We start from the raw sequence: 16,063 nt of genomic DNA, 5'->3' as shown, positions 1-16,063 counted from the left end.
TTCTTTTTCGGATTCCGGCGCCACCGGTGACTACACCGGGCGACGCCACGCTTCCCCCACACGACCCTCTTCCGATCCCCCGGCGGCGCGGCCAGCAGTTCGACGAGCCCGCCGATCGGCCAGCCGCCGCCCGGCAGTTCGGCGGACAGCGGCGCGAAGCCCGTGTCGATCGTGCGCGGACCGCCGCGCGCAAGCTGCGAGCCGCGCCAGAGTGACGGATGAAGGGATTCGGGAGAAATGGAGGATGCGAGCATGACGCCACCCACAACTGTATGGATATACAGTATATGGCAATGCGCTCGCGTCGCACAGTACTGGTACGAAACCGGCTTTTTCGTCAGAGGAAAACCGTGAGGAAGCCGGCGGTGGGTCCGCGCCGGTATCGGCGCAACGCGTCAGCCGCGCTTGCGGCTTTACGTTATGCTGTCCGCCGACCCCATCCCCACTATCGGAGGGCACATGAAACGGGCGATCCGTGCGATCGCGTGCGCGGCCGTCGCGCTGGTGCTGCCGGGTGCGGCATTCGCGCTGGGCGACGACTACGCGCAGTACGACGACTGCATGCTCAACGCGCTGCGCGAAAGCCGTAACGGCGCGGCGGCCCAGCTGATCCAGCGCTCGTGCGATGCGCTGTACCGCAACAACGCGATGCTGCTGCCGCGCGAGCGGCGCTTTCACGAATGCGTCGTGCAGTCGCTGCCGGGCGTACGCGACAACTACGCGATCCAGCAGATCATGTCGATCTGCTCGCGGCGCGGCGAGATGTGAGCACGCGCTGACCGCCTGGCGCCGGGTGGCCGTCCACCCGCCATGCCAATGAAAAAGGGCCTGTGCGATACAGGCCCCTTCGTTTCAGCGGTTCGACCGGTGTGCGGCGTTCAGAACGACGCGACCATCGAGCCCTTGAACTGCTTCTTGATGAATTCCCGCACTTCCGGCGACTGGTACGCCTTGACCAGCTTCTTCACCCACGGCTGGTCCTTGTCCTTCGCGCGCACGGCGATCACGTTCGCGTACGGGCTCGTCAGCGATTCGAGCGCGATCGCGTCCTTGGTCGGCTGCAGGTTGGCGGCGAGCGCGTAGTTCGTGTTGATCACGGCCGCGTCGACGTCCGACAGCACGCGCGGCAGTTGCGCGGCGTCGAGCTCGGAGATCTTCAGCTTCTTCGGGTTCTCGGCGATGTCGAGCACCGTCGCGTTGTTGCCGCCCGTGCCGGCGCCCGCCTTCAGCTTGATCACGCCTTGCGTCTGCAGCAGCAGCAGCGCGCGGTTCTCGTTCGACGGATCGTTCGGCACCGCGAGCTTCGCGCCTTGCGGCAGGTCCTTCAGCGACTTGAACTTCTTCGAGTACACGCCAATCGGCGAGATGTAGGTCAGGCCCGCGGTGACAAGCTTGTAGCCGCGCTGCTTTACCTGGCTGTCGAGGTAGGGCTGGTGCTGGAAGCTGTTCGCGTCGAGGTCGCCCGAATCGAGCGCCGCGTTCGGCTGCACGTAGTCGTTGAACTCGACGACCTTCACGTTCAGGCCTTGCTTCTCCTTCGCGACCTTCTGCACGACCTGCCACACTTCCGAATCCGGACCGGCCACCGTGCCGACCTTGATCACCTTGTCTTCGGCGTGCGCACCCGCCGACAGCGTCAGCGCGGCACCGGTGGCCAGCACGGAAAATACCTTCAGGAGACTGCGACGCTTCATCTGTTTCTCGCTTACTTGCTAACTGAAAATGGGGGCGCGATACGGGTATGCCCGGACTCGCAGGAAGGGGCAAATGGTGTCACAGGATCGGCCGGAAGTGAAATACATCCCGCTCATATGGGTATGCACCGCGGCAGTGCCCGCGGAGTGTGAGCGAGTCGGCCGTTAGTTGCATTTCACCGAAGGCCGCCGGCATCGTCGACCCGGAATGCGCCGATCGCGCCGCGCAGCCGCCCGGCCTGCTCCTGAAGCGACGCCGCGGCCGCGGCAGCCTCCTCGACGAGCGCCGCGTTCTGCTGCGTGACCTGGTCCATTTGCGTGACCGCGCGCCCGACCTGCGTGATGCCGCTCGCCTGCTCTTCGGACGCGGCCGCGATCTCGCCCATGATGTCGGTCACGCGCGCGACCGCCTGCAGGATCTCGCCCATCGTCGTGCCGGCCTGGCCGACCAGCGTCGAGCCGTTGCGCACGCGCTCCACCGAAGCGACGATCAGCTCGCGGATCTCCTTCGCGGCCGTCGCGCTGCGCTGCGCGAGCGAACGTACCTCGCCCGCGACCACCGCGAAGCCGCGCCCCTGCTCGCCGGCGCGCGCGGCCTCGACCGCCGCGTTCAGCGCGAGGATGTTGGTCTGGAATGCGATGCCCTCGATCACGCCGATGATGTCGGCGATCTTGCGCGAGCTGTCGTCGATCTCGCCCATCGTGCCGATCACGCGGTTCACGACGTCGTTGCCCGCCCGCGCGATCTCCGATGCGTTGTTCGCGAGCCCGCTCGCCTGCCGCGCGTTGTCGGCGTTCTGCTTCACCGTCGCGGTCAGTTGCTCCATGCTCGCGGCCGTTTCTTCCAGCGATGCGGCCTGTTCCTCGGTGCGCTGCGACAGGTCGTCGTTGCCGGACGCGATCTCGCGGCTCGCCGACGCGATCGACTCGGCCGACTGACGGATCCCGCCGATCGTCGCCTGAAGGCGCGCCTGCATGTCGCGCATCGCCGCCATCATGCTCGTGCTGTCGCCCGCGCGCACCGGCACCGGCCGCGTCAGGTCGCCCTGCGCGATGCGACTCGCCAGCGCGGCCGCTTCATCGGGCTCGCCGCCGAGGCTGCCCCGCACGTTACGGATGATCACGAGCATCGCCGCGCTGATCACGAAGCCGATCACCAGCACGACCGCGAGGTGACCAAACAGCGTCCGGTAGTAGACGGTATCGATGTCCTTCAGGAATACGCCGCTCGAGATGTTCCAGTCCCACGGCGCGAAGCGCGTGACGTAGCTGATCTTCGGCACCGCGGTCTCGCTGTGCGGCAGCCGCCCGCGATACTCGGCGAAGCCGCTGCCGGTCGCCTTCGCGGCATTCAGGATCGTGACGAACAGCGGCTTGCCGTCCGGATCGAGATAGTCGCCGACCTGCGTGCCGACCAGCTTCGGCAGCGTCGGATGCATCAGCACGACGGGTTTCGAATCCATCACGAACACGTAGCCCGACTCGCCGTAGCGCATCGCCGCCAGGCTCGCGAGCGCGTCGCGCTTCGCGTCCGCCTCGGGCAGCGTGCCGCTCTGCGCGAGCGCATGATAGGCGTTGACGATGCCGGCCGCCGATTCGACCAGGTTAGCGATGCCGGCCTTGCGTTCGGCCAGCATCGTCGCGCGCGTCTCGTACGCGCTCCATGCGCCGACGCCGAGTAGCCCGATCCATACCAGCGCAAGCGCGAGCCACAGCTTGCGGTTCAAACTCATTCTGCTCATCTGCGTGCCTCGTCGTCGAAGTCGATGCCGCGATGCGCGCGAACGGCCGGTCGCGCGCAAACGGTTGCCCCCGTATTTACGGCAGCGAGACTTACAACTTGAATACACGCGGCCGGCGCACGACGGCCGGCACGACACGCAGCCGCCGCTATGCTACAAAGACCGGCTGGCCGGCGTGACACGCGCCGGCGCCATTCCAGGGCCATCCATGTACGTCATCGACATCCATTACCACGCGTCGCTCGAGCGCATCGACGATGCGCTCGAACGCCACCGTGCGTATCTGCAGCCGCTGTTCGAGCGCGGCATCTTCATCGCGGCGGGGCCGAAGGTGCCGCGCGAAGGCGGCGTGATCCTCGCGGCCCGCATCGATCGCGACGAACTGGACGCGATCCTCGAGACCGATCCGTTCGTGACCGAAGGGCTCGCGACGTATCGGGTGACCGAATTCAAGATCACGCGTGCCGCGCAGGGTTTCAACGTGCCGGCACTGCCGTAACGCGCTCGAGCGCCGATGCACGTGCGCAAGCACGCCGCCGCCTCGCGAGGCGGCGAATGCAGATCGAGGGGAAGAAGGAAGCATGCGTGACGGCGCGTCGCGGCCGTCACGCGTATTGCCGGGCGAGCGCCCGGGCGATCATGCGGCGTGCGCCGCTCAGTCGACCAGCAGTTTCAGGTCGTGGACCCACGGGCCCGGCCCCTGGCCGTCGCGCACGAACAGGCGCAGCTTGCCGTCGCGATCGAACACGTAGCTCGCGGCGGTGTGATCCATCGTGTAGCTGCCGGGCGTCTTGCCGGCAACCTTCGCGTAGTACACGCGGAAATCCTTCGTGACCTTCTTGAGCTGCGCTTCGTCGGCCGGCCGCAGGCCGATGAACGACGGATCGAACGCGGGCACGTACTGGCCGAGCAGCGCGGGCGTGTCGCGCTCCGGATCGACGGTGACGAACAACACCTGCACGCGCTTCGCCGCGTCGGGCCCGAGCTGCTTCAGCGCCTCGGACAGTTCGGCCATCGTCGTCGGACACACGTCCGGACAGTGCGTATAACCGAAGAACATCACGACGGCACGACCCTTGAAGTCGGCGAGCGTGCGCACCTTGCCGGCCGTGTCGGGCAGCGAGAAATCGCTGCCGAACTGCGTGTTGCCGGTGATGTCGAGATTCTGGAATTTCGGCGCGTTGTCGCAGCCCGCGAGCAGCGTGGCTGCCGCGAATGCGCATGCGAGCATCCAGCCTTGGCGCGCGCGGCGCCCGAACCGTGAATGGAGCATTGCGTTCAAACCGTGCGGTTACACGCCGAGCAGCGGGCGCGCATAGTGATCGACGAGCAGCGCGGCGAACAGCAGCGACAGGTAGACGATCGAGTAGCGGAAAGCCTTGCGGGCGAGTTCGTCCGAATAATCGCGGTAGATCTTCCACGCATACGCGAGGAACACCGCGCCGAGCAGCACCGCGCTCGCCAGGTAGACGGCGCCGCTCATCCCGGAGATGAACGGCATCAGCGTGACCGCGAACAGGATCACCGTGTACAGCAGGATGTGCAGCCGCGTGAATTTCTCGCCGTGCGTGACCGGCAGCATCGGCAGGCCCGCGTTTTCGTAATCCTTGCGGCGATAGAGCGCGAGCACCCAGAAATGCGGCGGCGTCCACACGAAGATGATCAGCACGAGGATCCACGCGTCGCCGGGCACCGCGCCGGTGACCGCGGCCCAGCCGAGCGCCGGCGGCATCGCGCCCGACGCGCCGCCGATCACGATGTTCTGCGGCGTCATCGGCTTGAGCAGCAGCGTATAGACCACCGCGTAGCCGACGAACGTCGCGATCGTCAGCCACATCGTCAGCGGGTTGGTGAACGTATAGAGGGTCCAGGCGCCGACGCTGCCGAGCACGGCCGAGAACAGCAGGATCTGCGGCGTCGTGATCTCGCCGCGCGCGGACGGACGCCACGCGGTGCGGCGCATCATCGCGTCGATCTTCTGCTCGACGAGGCAGTTGATTGCGAATGCGGCGCCGGCCAGCAGCCAGATGCCGACCGTGCCGCCGATCAGCACATGCCACGGCACCATGCCCGGCGTCGCGAGAAACATGCCGATCACCGCGCAGAACACCGCGAGCTGCGTGACACGCGGCTTCGTCAGCGCCATGTACTGCGAAAACCGGCTACCGGGCGATTGGGAGAGGGTGCTTTGCATGGGGACGGTCACGCCGGGGCGGCGTCGCGCGCGGGCTGCACGACACGGCCGGGGCGGCTTGAAAGGATGCGAAAGTTTAACATGACGACGAGCAGCAGCAGGATCGCGGCGCCGCCGTTGTGCGCGACGGCGACCGGCAGCGGCCACTGCAGCACGATGTTGGTCAGGCCCGTCAGGAACTGCAGCAGGACGACCAGCAGCACGCCGTTCGCGGGCCGCCGCAGCGACTCGAAGCGGCGCATCTTCAGCGCGAACGCGACCAGATACGCGACGACGACGAACGCGAACGTGCGGTGGGTCCAGTGGATCGCGACCAGCGCGTCCTGCGTGATCGCGTCGCCGTCCTTCGTCATCCCGAGCGCGCGCCACAGATGGAAGCCCTGGCCGAAGTTCATCGACGGCAGCCACTGGCCGTTGCAGGTCGGGAAATCGGTACACGCGAGCACCGCGTAGTTGGTGCTCACCCAGCCGCCGAGCGCGATCTGCACGACCAGCAGCGCCAGCGCCGCGAGCGCGGCCGCGCGGTAGCGGCCGGCCTCCGGGTCATGCGACGGCAGCGGCGTCTGCCGCGCCGCGAGCCAACCGAGCGTGCCGAGCAGCATGAGACCGAGCAGCAGGTGGGTCGTGACGATCACCGGCTGCAGCTTCATCGTGACCGTCCACGCGCCGAACACGCCCTGCACGACGATCAGCAGCAGCAGGCTCGTCGGCCACCACGGCGACACGTGCAGCGGACGGCGGCGCAGCCGCGCCGACCATGCGATCACGACCTGCGCGATGATCAGCACGCCGATCGCCATCGCGAAATAGCGGTGGATCATCTCGATCCACGCTTTCGTCATGCTGACGGGGCCAGTCGGCATCGCCTGGTGCGCGGCCGTGATCGCGGCGTGCGCGATGAACGGCGACGACGTGCCGTAGCAGCCGGGCCAGTCCGGGCAGCCGAGCCCCGAATCGGTCAGCCGCGTGAAGCCGCCGAACATCACCAGGTCGAGCGTCAGGAACGTGGTGATCCACACCAGCTTGCGGAACTTGTCGTCGTCGGCCTTCACCCACACGTACGACAGCGGCAGCAGCGCGATGCACAAGCCGATCAGGCCGAGTTGCAGTAGATACGACATCGAATGGTTGCCTCGTTGTCTCGCCTTAGCCGATGCTCGACCACTTCAGCAGCTTCGTGACGTCCGCCTTGATCTTGCTGGGGTTCGGGTTCTTCGGGAAACGCATCATCAGGTTGCCGTTCGGATCGACCATGTAGATGTGGTCGCTGTCCTTCGTGCCGGCGTCGGCCGGCAGCCATGCGGCGATCGCGGCCGGATCGGCGACCAGCCGCCGCGTGTCCGGATAGGCTTCCAGCACCTTCGGCGGCACCGCGCCTGCATCGCTGCGCAGCCACACCATCGTGAGCCGGTGTCGCTCGCCCGCCTGCGTGACGCGGATCTGGCGCATGAAATAGAGCTTTTGCGCGCATGCGTCGTCGCACGCGCTGCCGTCGGTCATCACGAACAGCCACACGCCGCGCAGCGACGACAGCGGCACCGTCTTGCCGGTTTCGTCGGTGACCTGCAGGTCGGCCGGGATCGGCCGCTGCGGCTCGATCAGCGTGCCGTAGTTGGTCGAGCCGCCCTTCGGCTTGATCACGTAATAGGTGAAGTACGACGCGAGTATCGGCGCCGCGCACACGAGCCCGAGCAGCACGAGCATCCAGCGGCCGCGCTTGCGGGCCGCCGGCGAAACCGGCGTCGCGGCCGGACCCTGACGGGAAGATTGCATGGACAAATCAGACCTCTCGAAACGAACCCGCGGCGCCGGCGCCGCGTCCTGGCATGGCGCTCACGCGCCGGCCGACTTCTTCGCCGCACGCCGCGCGGCGTACAGGCCGAAGCCGAGCGCGGCGGCCGCCATGGCCCACCACTGAAACATGTAACCGTAATTGCGCTCGACGCCGGTCGTCGCCGCCGGCCAGTCGCGCACGAGCTTGTCGCCGTCGTCGCTCGTCTGCTGGATCACGAACGGCTGCAGCGGCAGCCCCGTTTCCTTCGCATACGCGGCGACGTCCAGGTTCTGCCGGATCTTCTGGTGCGCGGCCGAGCCGCCTTCGCCGAGCTCGAACGCACGCGACGCGTCGGCGCGCGCGATGCCTTCGATCTCGATGTCGCCGTCGGGCGTCGCGAACGGCTCGATCGCCGTGCGATCGGCGATGTTGCGCGGCAGCCAGCCGCGGTTCACCAGCACGACGCCGCCGCCCGAGAGTTTAAACGGCATCACGACGTAAAAACCCGGCTGGTCGTTATACGGCCGATTGTCGAGGAACACCGCCTGCTCCGGCATGAAGCGGCCCCTCGCCCGCACGCGGTGGAACTCGATCGACGCGAGCGGAATCGGCTGCGCGCCGACGTCGACGGGCGCCGCGTGCTCGTAGCGCACGATGCTCGCCTGCAGCGCTTCCTTCTGCTGCGCGCGGTCGCGCTGCCAGAACCCGAGGCGGATCGTGACCGCGACGACGACGAGAATCAGCAGCGCAGGCAGCCAGCGGATCTTCATCGGGCCGCCCGCCAGGCGCATTCGCGAAAGCGAAGTGCGATAATTATCCTCTTCCTTTCGAATTGCCGTCGTCCGGTTCGTGTCATGCACATCCTCGTTCCCATCGCCTTCGTCCTCATCATCGCCAGCATGGGCTCGGCGCTCTACTTCATGATGCACGACCGCGGCCATACGAAACGCATGGTCTGGTCGCTGGCCACCCGCGTCGGGCTGTCGGTTTCGCTGTTCCTGTTCATCCTGTTCGCGAACTGGATGGGCTGGATCCATTCGACCGGCCTGCCGATCGGGCGTTGATGCATTCGCCACGACGGCTGCCGTGACATTTCGCCGCATGGCGGCGCCACCAAGCAAAAGCGCCGCCTGACTGAGTCGCGGCGGCGCCGGGGGCGTTGAGCGCAAGCAGCCGGCCGCTGCCCCGTCCCCGCCAACGAAAACGGCCCGCGCATCGCTGCGCGGGCCGTTGTTTCATTTACAGCCAGTAGACGACGACGTACAGGCCGAGCCAGACGACGTCGACGAAGTGCCAGTACCATGCAGCGCCTTCGAATGCGAAGTGGTGATCCGGCTTGAAGTGGCCGCGGATCATCCGCACCAGCACCACCGCGAGCATCGTGCCGCCGAGGAACACGTGGAAGCCGTGGAAGCCCGTCAGCAGGAAGAACGTCGAGCCGTACACGCCCGAGTTCAGCGTCAGGTTCAGTTCGTTGTACGCGTGGTAGTACTCGAAGCCCTGCAGGAACAGGAAGCAGATACCGAGCGCGAGCGTCGCGGCCAGCCAGGCGATCGCCTTCTTGCGGTAGTCGTCACGCAGCGCGTGGTGCGAGATCGTCAGCGTCACGCCCGACGACAGCAGGAACGCGGTGTTCAGCGTCGGGATCGGCCACGGGCCCATCGTCTTGAAGTGACCGGCGAGCGCGGCGGGGCCTTCGTTCGGCCACACGGCGGAGAAATCCGGCCAGATCAGCTTGTAGTCGAGACTGCCGAGCTGGTGCAGCGCGATTTCACGCGCATAGAACAGCGCGCCGAAGAACGCGCCGAAGAACATGACTTCCGAGAAGATGAACCAGCTCATGCTCCAGCGGTACGACTTGTCGACGTTCTTGCCGTAATGACCGCCTTCCGACTCGGCGATCGCGTCGCCGAACCAGTGATACAGCGTGAAGAGCAACCACAGCAGGCCGAGCAGCGCCGTGTACGGCGCCCAGTCGTGACCGTTGATCCACAGCGCCACCGACCCGAGCATGACCAGCAGGCCGATGGCCGCGCTGATCGGGTGCTGCGACGGATGCGGCACGAAATAGTACGGGGTCTGGTTTTGACCGCTCATGCTTGATTCTCCACTTCAGTCCAATTTATGTACCGGAAACCGCTCCGGCTGTATTTCTTGCGCGGCGCGACCGCCGCCGCTCTTTCCCGCACGCGGCGCCCGGGCGCCACGCACTGCATTCTTTCGTGGCCGCGGGCCTCAGCCCACGACCGCACGCACGATCAGGATCAGCACGCCGATGAACACGCCGGCCGCGATCAACGCGACGATCAGCACATGCAGCGGATTGAGCTGCGTCGCATCGGCCTCCAGGTCGCGCCGCTTGCGCACCCCGAAGAACGACCACAACACCGCTCGCAACGCCTGGCCGAACGACCCGCTCCGCTTGGTCTCCGTCATCGCCCCGTCTCCATCGTCATGCGTCCGGTTTCGCCGCGCCCTGCGCCGCCGTCTTGCGCGGTGCCGGCGCCGGCTCGGCCGGCGTATTCAGCTCGAAGAACGTGTACGACAGCGTGATCGTCTTCACGTCCTTCGGCAGCTTCGGATCGATCACGAACACCACCGGCATCTTGCGCGACTCGTTCGCGGCCAGCGTCTGCTGCGTGAAGCAAAAACACTCGATCTTCTTGAAGAACTCCGTCGCCTGCTTCGGCGCGTAGCTCGGAATCGCCTGCGCCACCACCGGCCGGCCCTGCCCGTTGGTCACGTCGTAGACGATCGTCGTCAGTTCGCCCGGATGCACGTCGAGGCTGTTGTGCTCCGGCTTGAAACCGAGCGGGCCGCGCGCATTCGCATCGAACTCGACCGACACCGTGCGGCCATAGTCGACCTGCGAGTTCTTCGCCTCGCGCTCGCTGACATCCCGTTGCACCAGGTTGTTGATGCCGGTGATCTGGCAAATCGCGCGATACATCGGAATCAGCGCGAAGCCGAAGCCGAACATCAGTCCGGCCACGACGAAGAGCTTCACCAGCATCGAACGATTGAACGCGCGATCGACGGCGCCCTCTTCCGGCTTCGACATACGACGACTTCCTCGCTACTGCGTCAGTTACTGCATCAGTGGGTGGACAGCCACCACTGCTTGATCACGACACCCACAAAAAAAACGGCGGCGATGACGAGCAGGATGAGGCCGAGCCGCTTGTTGCCCGCGCGAATCTGCTCGGGCGTTCGTCTTTCTTGTGGATTCCGGTTCATCTGAAACTTCGCTGAAACTCGATTCCGCGCCCGCCGCGCCTGCCTGCGCGGCAGGCAGCGGCGAAACGCTGGGTGAAACTTATTCGACGTGCGGCGGTTGCTCGAACGTGTGGAAGGGAGCCGGGCTCGGCACCGTCCACTCGAGGCCCGTCGCGCCATCCCACGGCTTGTCCGACGCCTTTTCCAGCTCGCCGCCGCCACGGTAGGCCGGCAGCGCGACCGCGAACAGGAAGTACACCTGTGCGAGGCCGAAGCCGAATGCGCCGATCGTCGCCACCTGGTTGAAGTCCGTGAACTGCGCCGGGTAGTCCGCATAGCGGCGCGGCATGCCCGCGAGACCGACGAAGTGCATCGGGAAGAACGTCAGGTTGAAGAAGATCATCGACGCCCAGAAGTGGATCTTGCCGCGCGTCTCGTTGTACATCCAGCCCGTCCACTTCGGCGCCCAGTAGTACCAGCCCGAGAACAGCGCGAACAGTGACCCGGCCACCAGCACGTAGTGGAAGTGCGCCACCACGAAGTAGGTGCCGTGGTACTGGATGTCGAGCGGCGCCATGGCCAGCATCAGGCCCGTCAGGCCGCCGAACGTGAACACGAACAGGAAGCCGATCGCGAACAGCATCGGGGTTTCGAAGGTCATCGAGCCGCGCCACATCGTCGCGAGCCAGTTGAACACCTTCACACCCGTCGGCACCGCGATCAGCATCGTCGCGTACATGAAGAACAGCTGACCGGTGACCGGCATGCCCGTTGCGAACATGTGGTGCGCCCAGACCATGAACGACAGGATGGCGATCGAAGCCGTCGCGTACACCATCGAGCTATAGCCGAACAGCGTCTTGCGTGCGAACGCCGGGATCACCTGCGACACGATCCCGAACGCCGGCAGAATCATGATGTACACCTCGGGGTGGCCGAAGAACCAGAAGATGTGCTGGTACATCACCGGGTCGCCGCCGCCTGCCGCGTTGAAGAACGACGTGCCGAAGTGGCGGTCGAACAGCACCATCGTGATCGCGCCTGCCAGAACCGGCATCACGGCGATCAGCAGGTACGCCGTGATCAGCCACGTCCATGCGAACATCGGCATCTTCATCAGCGTCATGCCCGGTGCGCGCATGTTCAGGATCGTCACGACGATGTTGATCCCGCCCATGATCGACGATGCGCCCATGATGTGGACCGCGAAGATCGCGAAGTCCATGCCCGGGCCCATCTGCGTCGACAGCGGTGCGTACAGCGTCCAGCCGGCGGCCGTCGCGCCGCCCGGCGCGAAGAACGAACCGACCAGCAGCACGGCCGCGACCGGCAGCAGCCAGAAGCTGAAGTTGTTCATCCGCGCGAATGCCATGTCGGACGCGCCGATCTGCAGCGGAATCATCCAGTTCGCGAAGCCGACGAACGCCGGCATGATCGCGCCGAACACCATGATCAGGCCGTGCATCGTCGTGAGTTCGTTGAAGAACTCCGGACGCATGATCTGCAGGCCCGGCTCGAACAGCTCGGCACGGATGCCGAGGGCCATCACGCCGCCCGACAGGAACATGATGAACGAGAACAGCAGGTACAGCGTACCGATGTCCTTGTGGTTGGTGGCGAACAACCAGCGCCGCCAGCCGTGTGGTGTTTCGTGCGCGTGGTCGTCGTGCGCGTGGTCCGCGACTACGTCGTGCCCGATGCTAGACATGAGAATCTCCTAATGCGAATACGTCGACTAACTCAGCGACACGTCAAGCCGCCGGCCCGATCTCGACTCGCCGGGCTTCCTTCGCGTCAGCCCCGCCCGTGATCGTTTCCGGCTTTTTGAGAATAATGTGGTCTTCCGCCACGCCTGCTGCCTTCAGTGCGTCGCGCACGGCCTGTGCACGATGCTTGGCGAGTTCGGCGTTCGCGTCGGCCGAGCCCGTCTTGTCGGTGAAACCCGACAGCGCGAGCTTCGCGTCCGGATGTGCCTTCGCATAGTCGGCCGCTGCGGCGATCGCCGCCTTCGCGTCGGCCGGCAGCACGCTCTTGCCCGTTTCGAAGTAGATCGTCGACAGCGCGGTCGATGCCGGCGCTGCCGCCGATGCTGCTGCCGACTGATCGGCCGCGCCCGACGCGGCTTGCGCCGGTGCCGAGGCCGCTTCGGCCGGTGCCGCGGCGCCCGCCGTGTCTTCCGGCATCTTGCCGTTGCGCGCGTCAGCGACTTGCTTCGGCTGCAGCAGATCGTTCTTGTGGTTGCCCCACGAGTTGCGCTCGTACGTGACGACCGATGCGATGTCGAGGTCCGACAGCGACGCCCACGACGGCATCGCGCCCTTGCCGTTCAGCACGCGCTCGACGTGGCCGGCGATCGGGCCGTTCACGATCGGGCTGCCGTCCATCGCCGGGAATGCGCCGAGGCCCTTGCCGCTCACCTGGTGGCAGGCCGCGCAGTTCGCCTTGTAGACTTCCTCACCGTGCGCGACGAGTTCGGCCATCGTGTAGACCTTGTTCGGATCGACCGCCGCGCCGGCCAGCTTGGCCTTCTGCGCGGTGACCCACTTCGCGTAGTCGTCGTCCGACAGCACTTCGACGACGACCGGCATGAACGCGTGTTCCTTGCCGCACAGCTCGGTACAGAAGCCGCGGAACGTGCCGACCTTGTCGGCCTTGAACCACGTATCGCGCACGAAGCCGGGGATCGCATCCTGCTTCACGCCGAATGCCGGCACGTACCACGAGTGAACGACGTCGTTCGCGGTCGTGATGATGCGGATCTTCTTGTTCACCGGAACGACGAGCGGGTTGTCGACTTCCTGCAGGTACGTCTCGGTGATCGGCTTCTTGCCCATCACTTCGTCACGCGGCGTGCTGAGCGTCGACAGGAAGCTGATGCCCTCGCCCGGGCCCTTCACGTAGTCGTAGCCCCACTTCCACTGGTAGCCGGTGACCTTGATCGTGAGATCGGCGTTGGTCGTGTCCTTCATCGCGACGACGGCCTTCGTGGCCGGCAGCGCCATCAGCACGACGATGACGAACGGCACGATCGTCCAGATGATTTCGACGGTCGTGCTTTCATGGAAATTGGCGGCCTTGTGGCCTTTGGATTTGCGGTGCGCGAAGATCGAATAGAACATCACGCCGAACACGCCGACGAAGATCACCGTACACAGGATCAGCATCATCGTGTGGAGATCGTAGAGCTCCTCGGCGATCTTCGTGACCGGCGGCTGAAAGTTGATCTCGTTGACGCGGGGGCCGCCCGGGCTATCACCGACCGCCAGAGCAGCGCCGGCAAAGAGCAATCCGCTGCATGCCAGCACGCCCGTGAGGGCTCGCTTGATTGTTTTCATAGCATCCTTACCCAAAATTTCCATTCAAACCCCTCCCCCGTCGCAAGCCGCCGGCCTGTTCCGGCCGGTGCCCGCGCCTCGTCAGCCGCAGCGCCTGAGCGACACGCGCAGTTCGTCGGCGAACTGCGCACGCTTGTGCTGCGCGAGATGCTGCCCGATTACGACGGTCTGCCCGCGCGATACCAGTCGAATCGGATCGCGTGGCGTCGCACCCGGCTCGACCCGCACCCAGCGCGGGTTGAATTCGATCTGCGTGAACCGCTCCGCATCCATCCGCTCGATCACGAGCCGGTGCGGAAACAGCCTGATGCGCTCGTAATCGACCGCATGACGGGCATAGATCGCAAACGCGACGCCTACCGCCAGCAATTCGATTCCGGTGAAGGGCATGACGAGCCAGGCCCCACGCCACATCAGCAATGCCGCGATCACCAGCGAGAAGCTCGCGAGCGACGCGTAAAACAGCACGAACTGGCGCGGCGACACCGAACAATTGCGTTTCATGAGCCAGTCTGCGAGGACCGGTTCACCGTTCGTCGTCTCCGCCAACACCCTCGCTGCTCCCATCGCCGCCTCACGCGAATGGCATGCGATGCATGCCTGCATCGGACTCGTCGCCCCGTATTGCGGGGACCCCGGGACGACAAGCTGACGCATTATAGGCGGGTTCAATGGCATCCACAAGCAAGCGGCTATCGGCCCGCGAGCCAAGCGCCACAAGCTTTCCGGCCGTTTTTCACGTCATTTCGACCCCGCTTTGCGCCGCTAATTTCAGACATAACAAAACCCCTCTTTACCGCTTTACCGATTCTTCGGACGCCCCTTTCCGATATCTTCGATGCGCACGATCCCGTGCCCCTCGGCAGTCGTGCGCGGCACGGCCTTCCACGCGTGGCCGTAGATCACCTCGAACGTGAGCGGAATCGTGCCGTCCGCGCGCCGGCGCGCTTCCAGCGCGTCGCCGAGCGCCGCGCGAAAGCGCCGCGTCGCGCACTGCGGCGCCGCGCGGTCGAACGGATAGGCGCCCCAGCGGCGCACGTCGGCCAGCAGGGAATCGGGTGTCTTGTACGTGACGGTGAGCACTTCCTGGTCCATCACCGGAATCTCGAAGCCGCTCTCGACGAGCATGTCGCCCAGGTCGTGCATGTCGACGAAATCGATCACGCGCGCCGCGGGCGGCGCGATGCCGAGCGCCGCTTCGGCGTCCGCGCAGGCCGCGCGCAGCTCGCGCAACGTGTCGGGGCCGAGCGTGCTGAACATCAGCAGGCCGTTCACGCGCAGCACGCGCTGCCACTCGGGGAACACCGTGTCGGGACGCGAATGCCAGTGCAGCGCGAGATTCGACCAGATCAGGTCGAACGCGCCGGCCGCGAACGGCAGCACCGAGAAGTCGGCGTGCGCGACGCGCGGGCCGCGCTGGCCCAGTGCCCGGCCGAGCGACGCGGGCAGCCAGCGGCGCCAGCTCGTCTGCTCGACCTCGCGTTGCCCCGCCCGCGCGAGCATCGCGCCGGACAGGTCGACGCCGAACACCGGGGCTTCGGGAAAGCGCGCGCGCAGCGCCGGCAGGTCGTCGCCCGCGCCGCAGCCCGCATCGAGCACGGCCGCCGGGCTCACCTTGATGTATTCGAGGCGCTCGTTCATCCGCTGCGCGATCTCGCGCGGCAGGAACGCGACCGCGTCGAACGCGGCGGCGCGGCGATCGAAGATCCGCCGCAAACGCCGGGCGTCATTGGCCGGACGGCCGGTTGAAGTCGAAGCTGGGGACATGTCGGGCACACTTGCGAAGAGCCCGAAGTATACTCGCTCGCCTCGCGGCCTTCAGCGAGACGGGGCCGTCAGGAGTCGTCGCGATGGATCGCCGTTTCGCCCCGCGCCCGATGCGCGTCGTTTTGTCGCAGGCTCGCGCGCTGGCCGTGCGCGTCGTCGCGCTCGCGTTGCCGAATCGGTGCGCACTGTGCGGCAATTTGTCACACGCCGTGATTTGCAGCGCCTGCGACACCGCGTACTGGAATGAAGCGCGACTGCGCTGCGACGTCTGCGCGGTGCCGCTCGGCATCGGGCGGCCACGGCCGCGCGGAACCCGTGGCCGGCACGCCGGCGCCGCGGCA

At 66.1% G+C, this 16,063-nt stretch carries 18 protein-coding genes and 2 pseudogenes; 4 read left to right on the top strand and 16 right to left on the bottom strand.

The features are described 5' to 3' along the window. Window positions 1-254: pseudogene (locus F3J14_RS35855) on the bottom strand (hypothetical protein); the annotation flags it as partial. Window positions 255-459: 205 nt separating this feature from the next. Between F3J14_RS35855 and F3J14_RS27315 the strand changes: the two are divergent. Beyond that, complete coding sequence (locus tag F3J14_RS27315) at window positions 460-768, top strand: VF_A0006 family four-cysteine protein (RefSeq protein WP_012364757.1); 309 nt, start codon at window positions 460-462, stop codon at window positions 766-768. 110 nt (window positions 769-878) lie between these two features. Here F3J14_RS27315 and F3J14_RS27310 read toward each other — a convergent pair whose 3' ends face one another. Then, window positions 879-1,694 (bottom strand): MetQ/NlpA family ABC transporter substrate-binding protein, encoded by an 816-nt coding sequence (locus F3J14_RS27310; protein WP_011657995.1) that lies wholly within the window; start codon window positions 1,692-1,694, stop codon window positions 879-881. Window positions 1,695-1,870: 176 nt separating this feature from the next. Then, a complete protein-coding gene (locus tag F3J14_RS27305) occupies window positions 1,871-3,436 on the bottom strand; it encodes a methyl-accepting chemotaxis protein (protein WP_166725609.1) in 1,566 nt (521 codons plus the stop codon). Window positions 3,437-3,644: 208 nt separating this feature from the next. Here F3J14_RS27305 and F3J14_RS27300 point away from each other — a divergent pair, with 208 nt between their 5' ends. Next, complete coding sequence (locus tag F3J14_RS27300; protein WP_166725608.1) at window positions 3,645-3,935, top strand: YciI family protein; 291 nt, start codon at window positions 3,645-3,647, stop codon at window positions 3,933-3,935. Window positions 3,936-4,091: 156 nt separating this feature from the next. Here F3J14_RS27300 and F3J14_RS27295 read toward each other — a convergent pair whose 3' ends face one another. From F3J14_RS27295 to F3J14_RS27275, 5 genes and pseudogenes are all read right to left on the bottom strand, one after another. Then, complete coding sequence (locus tag F3J14_RS27295) at window positions 4,092-4,709, bottom strand: SCO family protein (RefSeq protein ID WP_166725607.1); 618 nt, start codon at window positions 4,707-4,709, stop codon at window positions 4,092-4,094. A gap of 18 nt (window positions 4,710-4,727) precedes the next feature. Beyond that, a complete protein-coding gene (gene cyoE, locus F3J14_RS27290) occupies window positions 4,728-5,630 on the bottom strand; it encodes a heme o synthase (protein ID WP_166725606.1) in 903 nt (300 codons plus the stop codon). An 8-nt stretch (window positions 5,631-5,638) separates the two neighbouring features. Continuing rightward, window positions 5,639-6,751 (bottom strand): COX15/CtaA family protein, encoded by a 1,113-nt coding sequence (locus tag F3J14_RS27285; protein ID WP_166725605.1) that lies wholly within the window; start codon window positions 6,749-6,751, stop codon window positions 5,639-5,641. Between the two features lie 25 nt (window positions 6,752-6,776). Further along, window positions 6,777-7,349: pseudogene (locus F3J14_RS27280) on the bottom strand (cytochrome C oxidase subunit I); the annotation flags it as partial. A 114-nt stretch (window positions 7,350-7,463) separates the two neighbouring features. After that, window positions 7,464-8,174 (bottom strand): SURF1 family protein, encoded by a 711-nt coding sequence (locus tag F3J14_RS27275; RefSeq protein WP_247682296.1) that lies wholly within the window; start codon window positions 8,172-8,174, stop codon window positions 7,464-7,466. Window positions 8,175-8,258: 84 nt separating this feature from the next. On the opposite strand from F3J14_RS27275, the gene F3J14_RS27270 reads away from it, so the two are divergent. Then, window positions 8,259-8,468, top strand: coding sequence for a twin transmembrane helix small protein (locus F3J14_RS27270; RefSeq protein ID WP_006752055.1), 210 nt, complete (start codon window positions 8,259-8,261; stop codon window positions 8,466-8,468). A 175-nt stretch (window positions 8,469-8,643) separates the two neighbouring features. Here the strand turns inward: F3J14_RS27270 and F3J14_RS27265 are convergent, their stop codons facing one another. From F3J14_RS27265 to F3J14_RS27230, 8 genes are all read right to left on the bottom strand, one after another. After that, on the bottom strand, window positions 8,644-9,501 hold the full coding sequence (locus F3J14_RS27265) for a cytochrome c oxidase subunit 3 (RefSeq protein ID WP_006752056.1): 858 nt from the start codon (window positions 9,499-9,501) through the stop codon (window positions 8,644-8,646). Between the two features lie 138 nt (window positions 9,502-9,639). Further along, window positions 9,640-9,840 carry a DUF2970 domain-containing protein gene (locus F3J14_RS27260; RefSeq protein ID WP_006760730.1) on the bottom strand — a complete coding sequence of 67 codons (201 nt, stop codon included), beginning with the start codon at window positions 9,838-9,840 and terminating at the stop codon, window positions 9,640-9,642. A gap of 16 nt (window positions 9,841-9,856) precedes the next feature. Further along, window positions 9,857-10,465 carry a cytochrome c oxidase assembly protein gene (locus F3J14_RS27255; RefSeq protein ID WP_166725602.1) on the bottom strand — a complete coding sequence of 203 codons (609 nt, stop codon included), beginning with the start codon at window positions 10,463-10,465 and terminating at the stop codon, window positions 9,857-9,859. 35 nt (window positions 10,466-10,500) lie between these two features. Next, window positions 10,501-10,641 (bottom strand): cytochrome oxidase small assembly protein, encoded by a 141-nt coding sequence (locus F3J14_RS27250; RefSeq protein ID WP_006760728.1) that lies wholly within the window; start codon window positions 10,639-10,641, stop codon window positions 10,501-10,503. 79 nt (window positions 10,642-10,720) lie between these two features. Continuing rightward, window positions 10,721-12,328: a cytochrome c oxidase subunit I gene (ctaD, locus tag F3J14_RS27245; RefSeq protein WP_006752060.1), complete on the bottom strand. Its 1,608-nt coding sequence runs from the start codon at window positions 12,326-12,328 to the stop codon at window positions 10,721-10,723. 43 nt (window positions 12,329-12,371) lie between these two features. Then, window positions 12,372-13,979 carry a cytochrome c oxidase subunit II gene (gene coxB / locus F3J14_RS27240; protein WP_166725601.1) on the bottom strand — a complete coding sequence of 536 codons (1,608 nt, stop codon included), beginning with the start codon at window positions 13,977-13,979 and terminating at the stop codon, window positions 12,372-12,374. A gap of 57 nt (window positions 13,980-14,036) precedes the next feature. Beyond that, window positions 14,037-14,561, bottom strand: a complete 525-nt coding sequence (locus tag F3J14_RS27235; RefSeq protein ID WP_050805991.1) for a DUF2244 domain-containing protein — start codon at window positions 14,559-14,561, stop codon at window positions 14,037-14,039. Window positions 14,562-14,756: 195 nt separating this feature from the next. After that, entirely contained in the window at window positions 14,757-15,722 is a 966-nt protein-coding gene (locus tag F3J14_RS27230; protein WP_166725600.1) for a methyltransferase domain-containing protein, read from the bottom strand. An 83-nt stretch (window positions 15,723-15,805) separates the two neighbouring features. Here F3J14_RS27230 and F3J14_RS35850 point away from each other — a divergent pair. Continuing rightward, a partial coding sequence (locus F3J14_RS35850) for a double zinc ribbon domain-containing protein (RefSeq protein WP_247682295.1) occupies window positions 15,806-16,063 on the top strand: 258 nt, incomplete at its 3' end.

Origin of the sequence: Burkholderia sp. Tr-862 (genome assembly GCF_011753085.1) — a bacterium.
Classification (GTDB): domain Bacteria; phylum Pseudomonadota; class Gammaproteobacteria; order Burkholderiales; family Burkholderiaceae; genus Burkholderia; species Burkholderia ambifaria.
The sequence above is the reverse complement of the archived record's forward strand: the minus strand, read 5'-3'. Positions and strand labels throughout refer to the sequence as shown.